6 protein-coding genes and 1 pseudogene are annotated in these 8,157 nt (G+C 67.6%); 4 read left to right on the top strand and 3 right to left on the bottom strand.

The window, feature by feature from the left end:
• The 3 genes and pseudogenes from F1599_RS00480 to map all read right to left on the bottom strand — a co-directional run.
• Positions 1-531 (bottom strand): annotated as a pseudogene (locus F1599_RS00480) (pseudouridine synthase); the annotation flags it as partial.
• A gap of 20 nt (positions 532-551) precedes the next feature.
• Positions 552-3,137 (bottom strand): [protein-PII] uridylyltransferase, encoded by a 2,586-nt coding sequence (locus tag F1599_RS00475; RefSeq protein WP_150081604.1) that lies wholly within the window; start codon positions 3,135-3,137, stop codon positions 552-554.
• 131 nt (positions 3,138-3,268) lie between these two features.
• Positions 3,269-4,087, bottom strand: coding sequence for a type I methionyl aminopeptidase (map, locus tag F1599_RS00470; RefSeq protein WP_150081601.1), 819 nt, complete (start codon positions 4,085-4,087; stop codon positions 3,269-3,271).
• A gap of 388 nt (positions 4,088-4,475) precedes the next feature.
• On the opposite strand from map, the gene rpsB reads away from it, so the two are divergent.
• From rpsB to frr, 4 genes are all read left to right on the top strand, one after another.
• Positions 4,476-5,219 carry a 30S ribosomal protein S2 gene (gene rpsB / locus F1599_RS00465; protein WP_006578103.1) on the top strand — a complete coding sequence of 248 codons (744 nt, stop codon included), beginning with the start codon at positions 4,476-4,478 and terminating at the stop codon, positions 5,217-5,219.
• A 303-nt stretch (positions 5,220-5,522) separates the two neighbouring features.
• Positions 5,523-6,401: a translation elongation factor Ts gene (gene tsf / locus F1599_RS00460; protein WP_150081598.1), complete on the top strand. Its 879-nt coding sequence runs from the start codon at positions 5,523-5,525 to the stop codon at positions 6,399-6,401.
• A gap of 318 nt (positions 6,402-6,719) precedes the next feature.
• A complete protein-coding gene (gene pyrH, locus F1599_RS00455) occupies positions 6,720-7,430 on the top strand; it encodes a UMP kinase (RefSeq protein ID WP_006578101.1) in 711 nt (236 codons plus the stop codon).
• Between the two features lie 110 nt (positions 7,431-7,540).
• Positions 7,541-8,101, top strand: coding sequence for a ribosome recycling factor (gene frr, locus F1599_RS00450; protein ID WP_150081595.1), 561 nt, complete (start codon positions 7,541-7,543; stop codon positions 8,099-8,101).
• Positions 8,102-8,157 lie beyond the last annotated feature (56 nt).

Here is an 8,157-nt window from a genome sequence, read left to right as displayed (position 1 = left end):
CGGCCGCTCGGTGCGCTCGCCACGATCGAAGCGCTGCGGGCCTTCGGTACGCGGGCCGCGCTCGAAGCGCTGTGGGCGCTCGGTACGTTCGCCGCGCTCGAAACGCGGCGGCCGCTCGGTGCGCTCGCCGCGCTCCCCGCGCTCGAAGCGCTGTGGGCGCTCGGTACGTTCGCCGCGTTCCCCTCGCTCGCTGCGCTCGCCCCAGCGCGCCGGCCGTTCGCGCGCTTCGTCGCCGAAACGACGCGGCCCGCGTTCCTCGGTGCCGAAACGGCGCGGTCCGCGCTCGTCGCTGCTTGGCCGACGCAGGCCGCGTCCTTCCGGCGCCGGGCGGGCGCCGCCTGGTTTGCGCGGCTTGCCAGTGACGTCGGCGCGTTGCTGCGCGGCGCGCACGCCTTCGGCCACCGTCTGGACGCGGCGCCGGTTCAGATCGGATACGCGTACCGGCCGGGTGGCGCCGCTCTTGCGCGCGGGACTGGCGGCCGCGGACTTCAGTCCCAAGGTCTTGCGCTTGGGGGAGGGTTGATCGCTCATGGTTTCAATGGTGTCGCGGCTCAGATTTCGAGCGCCGCGAGCAGGTCCTGTTCAAGCTGGATTTCGAGCCGGTTGTCGGCGGCGAGGCGGCTGCCGTCAACGAGGAACATGTCCTCGACCCGTTCGCCCAGCGTGTTGATGCGTGCGGTATGCACGGAGATATGGTGGCGGCCCAGCACGCGGGCGATCGCGTACAGCAGGCCGGTGCGGTCGTTGGCCGACAGTTCGAGCAGGAAGTACTGGCCGCGCTCGTCGGGCCGCAGATCGACGCGCGGCTTGATCGGGAAGCTGCGCGACTGGCGCGACAGCCGGCCCTGCGACGGCTCCGGCAGCGGCGCCTGCTGCGCCAGCCGCTCGCACAGCTCGTGCTCGACCAGCGCGATGATGTCGCGGTACGTCTCGCGCCCGCCGCCGACGACGCCTGGATCGAACACCTGGAAGGTATCCAGCGCGTAGCCATGCCGCGTGGTATGGATCTTCGCCTCCTGGATCGAGAAGCCCTTGCGCTCGAAATAGCCGCAGATGCGCGCGAACAGGTCGGGCTGATCCTTGGCGTAGACGGCGACCTGCAGCCCCTCGCCGGCAGGCGACACGCGCGCCTTGACCACCGGCTGCTCGCTGTCGACGCGGTGGGCGAGATGGCGGGTCAGCCAGGCGATGTCGCGCGCGTCGTGGCGCAGGAAGAAGGCCACGTCCAGCCGTTCCCACAGCGCCTCGGCGCGGGCCGGGTCGAAGGCCTGCAGCCGCAGTGCGGCGATGGTTTCCTCGCGCCGCTGCGCCCACAGCGAATGCGGATCGACGCGCGCGCCGCCGAGCACGCGCAGCGTGATGCGGTACAGGTCCTCCAGCAGCTTGCCCTTCCACGCGTTCCAGACCTTGGGACTGGTGCCGCGGATATCGGCCACCGTCAGCAGATACAGCGCGGTCAGATAGCGTTCGTTGCCGACCACGCGGGCGAAGGCATGGACCACCTCGGGGTCGGTCATGTCCTGCTTCTGCGCGACATGGCTCATGGTCAGGTGATGCTCGACCAGCCAGGCGATCAGGTTGGCGTCCTCGCGCGCGATGCCGTGCTGGCGGCAGAAGCGGCGCGCATCGGCGGTGCCGAGCTTGGAGTGGTCGCCGCCGCGGCCTTTGGCGATATCGTGGAACAGCGCCGCCAGCCATAGCACCCACGGCTTGTCGAAGTTCGCCATCAACTGGCTGCAGAACGGGAACTCGTGGGTGTGCTCGACGATGGCGAACCGCCGCATGTTGCGCACGACCATCAGGATGTGCTGGTCCACGGTATAGACGTGGAACAGGTCGTGCTGCATCTGGCCGACGATGCGCCGGAAGTTGATCAGGTAGCGGCCGAGCACGCTGGTCTGGTTCATCAGCCGCAGCGCGTGCGTGATGCCCTGGGGCTCCTGGATGATCGCCAGGAACTGCTGGCGGTTGACCGGATCGTTGCGCCAGCGCGCGTCCATCACGGTGCGCGCGTTGTACAGCCCGCGCAGCGTGCGCGGCGACAGGCCCTTGACGCCGGGCGTGCGCTCGTACAGCAGGAACGTTTCGAGGATCGCGTGCGGATTGCGTTCGTACAGGTCGTCGCTGGTGATTTCCAGCATGCCCTGGCGCTCGACGAAACGCTCGTTGAGCACGCGCGTGACCTTCGACTCGCTGGGGAACAGCATCGCCTCGATATTGAGCAGCAGCACGCTGTTGAGCTGGGTCACCGCCTTGGCGGCCCAGTAGTAGCGCCGCATCAGCTGCTCGCTGGCGCGCTTGTTGGCGTTCTGCCGATAGCCGAAGGCCTCGGCCAGCGCGGTCTGCAGGTCGAACACCAGCACGTCCTGGCGGCGTCCGGCCAGCAGGTGCAGGCGGGCGCGGATGGTCTTGAGCAGGCGCTCGTTGCGCGTCAGTTCCTGCGCCTCGCGCTCGGTCAGCAGGCCCTTGTCGCGCAGCTCCTTCCAGCTGTCGCCGTAGCCCGCCGCCTGCGTCATCCACAGGATCACCTGCAGGTCGCGCAGGCCGCCCGGGCTTTCCTTGCAGTTCGGCTCGAGCGCGTAGGGCGTGTCCTGGTACTTGGCGTGGCGCTGGCGCAGTTCGAGCAGCTTGGCCTGGAAGAAGGCGCGCGGGTCCAGCTCGGCGCGATAGCGCGCCTGCAGCTCGGCGAACAGCGTGCGGTTGCCCGTCACCAGCCGGGCCTCGAGCAGCGCGGTGCGGATGGTCACGTCGGCGCGCGCCTCGCGCAGGCAATCGTCGACCGTGCGTACCGACGACCCGATTTCCAGTCCCAGGTCCCAGCACAGGCCGATGAACTTCTCCATGCGGCCGACGGTGTCGGCGTCCGGCTCGGCCGGCAACAGCAGCAGCACGTCGACGTCCGAATGCGGAAACAGCTCGCCGCGGCCATAGCCGCCCACGGCCACCAGCGCCATCCCGGCCGGCAGCCCGAGGCCGCGCCAGCATTCGACCAGCGCCTGGTCGACCGCCTGGCGCAGCCGCGTCAGCAGCGTGCCGACCTGGCCGCCGCCGGTGAAGGCGTCGAACAGCGCCTGCTTGCCGGCCTTGAGCCGGTCGCGCACGCGCGTGGCGAGCAGCAGTTCCGGAGAGGAATCCATGGCTGGGACGGGTTGGGTCGACATGGGTGAAGGAGGGCGCAGGTGGCGGCGAGGGCGGTGGCGGCGTATGTCGGTGAACGGCGAATCGGCGCGGCCCAAACGACAGGGGCGCCTCCCGGCGCCCCCTGCAATCAGGCCGCGAGCGTGTCGGTGATGAAGGCGGGCGGCGCCTGCGTGCCGGCCGAGACGGTCAGCACCTCGTAGCCGGTGTCGGTCACCAGCACGGTGTGTTCCCATTGCGCCGACAGGCTGCGGTCGCGCGTCTTGACCGTCCACTGGTCGGGCATCGTGCGGATATCGCGCTTGCCGGCGTTGATCATCGGCTCGATCGTGAAGATCATGCCGGCCTGCAGCTCCATGCCGGTGCCCGGGCGGCCGTAGTGCAGGATCTGCGGGTCCTCGTGGAAGTTCTTGCCGATGCCGTGGCCGCAGTATTCGCGCACCACGCTGTAGCCGGCCGCCTCGGCGTGCTGCTGGATCACGTGGCCGATATCGCCGAGCCTGGCGCCCGGGCGCACCTGGGCGATGCCCTTCCACATGCATTCGAAGGTCACCTGGGTCAGGCGCTTGGCCAGGATCGAGCCCTCGCCGACGATGAACATCCGGCTGGTGTCGCCGTAATAGCCTTCCTTGGTGATCACCGTGATGTCCAGGTTCACCGCGTCGCCATTCTTCAGCACGCGATCGCCCGGGATGCCATGGCAGATCACGTCGTTGACCGAGGTGCAGATCGCGCCGGGGAAGGGCGGATAGCCCGGAGGCGCATAGTTCAGCGGCGCAGGCACCGTGCCTTGTACGTCACGCATATAGGCGTGGCACAGGCGGTCCAGTTCGCCGGTGGTGACGCCGGGCTTCACGAACGGCGTGATGTAGTCGAGGACTTCACTGGCCAGCCGGCAGGCGACGCGCATCTGGGCGATGTCTTCGGCGGTCTTCAAATGGATGCTCATGCTGCGACGCGGAAAAAGTGTCACGGGCGCCAAGTGGGGTTGGCGCCCGTTTCTGGATTGTCAAACCGGGATTATCGCACCATCGGGGGCCCGCCGCACCCCGCGGCGGCGAGAAGCCGGCGCCGCACCGTGGAGGTGCCTCCTGGATCGGCGAAGTCGGGCGGGCTTGAGCGATGGCCGGGATGTTGCTACAATCGCGGGCTCGCTTGGCTTCGCCTCGCTTCACGGAGTCCTGACGTCAGGATTTCGGAGATGCGCGACGGCGGTCCGGGCGGGTGCGGGATGGCGCAGCCTGCCACGTCCGCGAAATCGCGAGTCCGCCCATCCGGGGTGTTCCTGTTCAGGAATGTCGGGGCGGACTTCAGACCGAACCCTTTTGGAGAATTCAATGTCCGTCACCATGCGTGAAATGCTGGAAGCCGGTTGCCACTTCGGCCACCAGACCCGCTTCTGGAACCCCAAGATGGCCCCGTTCATCTTCGGCCATCGCAACAAGATCCACATCATCAACCTGGAAAAGACGCTGCCGATGTTCCAGGACGCGCTGAAGTATGTGCGTCAGCTGGCAGCGAATCGCGGCACCATCCTGTTCGTCGGCACCAAGCGCCAGTCGCGCGAGATCCTGGCCGAGGAAGCGGGCCGTGCCGGCATGCCCTACGTCGACGCCCGCTGGCTCGGCGGCATGCTGACCAACTTCAAGACGGTCAAGATCTCGATCAAGCGCCTGAAGGACATGGAAGCCGCCAAGGAAGCCGGCGCGCTGGACACCATGAGCAAGAAGGAAGCGCTGATGTTCGAGCGCGAGATGGAAAAGCTCGAGAAGTCGATCGGCGGCATCAAGGACATGGGCGGCATCCCTGACGCGATCTTCGTGGTCGACGTCGGCTACCACAAGATTGCCGTGACCGAAGCCAACAAGCTGGGCATTCCGGTGATCGGCGTGGTCGATACCAACCACTCGCCGGACGGCATCGACTATGTGATCCCGGGCAACGACGACTCGAGCAAGGCAGTCGCGCTGTACGTGCGCGGCGTCGCCGACGCGATCCTGGAAGGCCGCGCCAACGCGGTGCAGGACGTGGTCGAAGCGGTCCGCGGCAGCGACGACTTCGTCGAAGTCGAGGAAGCCTGAGGTCGGGCCCGCCTGCAGGCGGGACGGCCCGGACGGCCCTGACGGACCCGTGGCGCGCGGCGGCATCGCCGGCCGCGCGACCACCAGAAAAGGGGGCGACATGGTACGCCCCCTTTTTTGAATGCGCGCGGTTCGCGCGCGCCCGGCAACGGGCAGCAAGCAGCAAGCAGACAGGAATGATTGTCATCCGGCGTGGCTACGATCACGGCGGGTGAGTCTTTGAACACCACGCGGCCGGCCGCGGCGCGGGACTTCCAGGTCCGGCGGAACGGGGCGGGGCGTGAACCAATCAAGGAGTGACAAATGGCGGCAATTACCGCAAGCATGGTGGCTGAACTGCGCGCGAAGACCGACGCGCCGATGATGGAGTGCAAGAAGGCCCTGACCGAGGCCGACGGCGACCTGGCCAAGGCCGAGGAGCTGCTGCGCGTCAAGCTGGGCAACAAGGCCAGCAAGGCCGCTTCGCGCGTGACTGCCGAAGGCGTGGTCGCTGCCTTCATCGACGGCACCACCGGTGCGCTGGTCGAACTGAACTGCGAGACCGATTTCGTCTCGAAGAACGACGACTTCCTGGGCTTCTCGGCCAAGGTCGCCGAGCTGGTCGCCAAGCAGAACCCGGCCGACGTGGCCGCGCTGTCGGCGCTGCCGCTGGACGGCCAGACCGTCGACCAGGTCCGTGCGGCGCTGATCGGCAAGATCGGCGAGAACATGACGATCCGCCGTTTCGCCCGCTATGCCGGCGGCGGCAAGCTGGTCTCGTACCTGCACGGCACCCGTATCGGCGTGATGGTCGAGTTCGACGGCGATGAAGTCGCCGCCAAGGACGTCGCCATGCACATCGCCGCGATGAAGCCGGTGGCGCTGTCTTCGGCCGACGTGCCGGCCGATCTGATCGCCAAGGAGCGCAGCATCGCCGAGCAGAAGGCTGCCGAGTCGGGCAAGCCGGCCGATATCACCGCCAAGATGGTGGAAGGCTCGGTGCAGAAGTACCTGAAGGAAGTCTCGCTGCTGAACCAGCCGTTCGTGAAGAACGACAAGCAGACCGTCGAACAGATGCTCAAGGCCGCCAACACCACGGTCAAGGGCTTCACGCTGTACGTGGTCGGCGAGGGCATCGAGAAGCGCCAGGACGACTTCGCTGCCGAAGTGGCCGCGCAGGTCGCCGCCGCGCAGAAGGGCTGATATCCCGGGCGGGAGGCAGGCGCCGGTCTGGCGCCATGACGGCCCGCCGTATAATCCCGAGGGGCACCGCGAGGTGCCCCTCGGCACAAGAAGAGAGAACAATGGCGCGTGCCGCCCGAACGGCCGGCGCATGCGTCCAGCGCGTCGGTCTCGAAGCCGGCCGCGGAGCCCGTTTTCCCCGTCGCCCGTTTTGACTGGCATCGCCCCTTCGGGCCTGCCGACGCGCCCGGGCCACGGGGAAAGCCGGCTTGGTCCCGGCGGCATCCGCCCTCCGGGGCAAGGCCCAGATCGAAGACTCGAACCAGCCCGAGGGTGAATATGCCAGCCTACAAGCGCGTCCTTCTGAAACTGTCCGGTGAGGCCCTGATGGGCGACGATGCCTTCGGCATCAACCGGTCCACGATCGAAGGCATGGTCAATGATATTGCCGAGATCGTGAAGCTCGGCGTGCAGGTGGCAGTGGTGATCGGGGGCGGCAACATCTTCCGCGGCGTCGCCGGCGGCGCCGCCGGCATGGACCGCGCGACCGCCGACTACATGGGCATGCTGGCCACGATGATGAACGCGCTGGCGCTGCAGGACGCGATGCGGCACGCCAATATCGAGGGCCGGGTCCAATCGGCGCTGCGCATGGACCAGGTGGTGGAGCCCTATATCCGCCCCCGCGCGATCCGCCAGCTGGAAGAGGGCAAGGTGGTGATCTTCGCCGCCGGCACCGGCAACCCGTTCTTCACCACCGATACCGCGGCCGCGCTGCGCGGCTCCGAGATCGGCGCCGAGGTGGTGCTCAAGGCCACCAAGGTCGACGGCGTCTATACCGCCGATCCGAAGAAGGATCCCAGCGCCACGCGCTACACCACGATCAGCTTCGACGAGGCGATCTCCCGCAATCTGCAGGTGATGGACGCCACCGCCTTCGCGCTGTGCCGCGACCAGAAGCTGCCGATCAAGGTGTTCTCGATCGTCAAGCCGGGCGCGCTCAAGCGCGTGATCCTGGGCGAGGACGAGGGTACGCTGGTCCACGTTTGAGCCGCCGTGCGGGGCCGCCGCGAGGTGGCGCACGCAACGGCACAGAGTAGAATGATTCGTTTTCGGCCCCGCCCGCCGGGGTCATGGCAGCCAGTTTTCCGGAGGTTATGATGAGCGTCGCCGACATCAAGAAGAGCGCCGAGCAGAAGATGCAGAAGACCATCGAAGCGTTCAAGGCCGATCTGGCCAAGATCCGCACGGGTCGTGCCCACACCGGTCTGCTCGACCATGTCCAGGTCGAATACTACGGTTCGCCGGTGCCCATCAGCCAGGTCGCCAATATCGGCCTGGCCGATGCCCGCACCATCAGCGTGCAGCCGTGGGAAAAGAAGATGGTCGGCGCGATCGAGAAGGCCATCCGCGACGCCGACCTGGGCCTGAACCCCGCCACCATGGGCGAGGTCATCCGCGTGCCGATGCCGCCGCTGACCGAGGAGCGCCGCAAGGAGCTGACCAAGGTCGTCAAGGGCGAGGGCGAGAGCGCCAAGGTGGCGGTGCGCAATCTGCGCCGCGACGCGAACGAACAGTTCAAGAAGCTGGTCAAGGACAAGAGCATCTCGGAAGACGACGAGCGTCGCGGCCAGGACGAGGTGCAGAAGCTGACCGACCGCTATGTCGCCGAGATCGACAAGCTGGTCGCCGAGAAGGACAAGGAGATCATGACGGTCTGAGCCGCGGCGCCGCTCGCCAGTCCCGCCGTGGGCTGGCGCGGCGACGCCGTCGGGGA

This window comes from Cupriavidus cauae, assembly GCF_008632125.1.
In the GTDB taxonomy this organism is placed as follows: domain Bacteria; phylum Pseudomonadota; class Gammaproteobacteria; order Burkholderiales; family Burkholderiaceae; genus Cupriavidus; species Cupriavidus cauae.
This window is presented reverse-complemented; position numbering and strand designations above follow the sequence as displayed.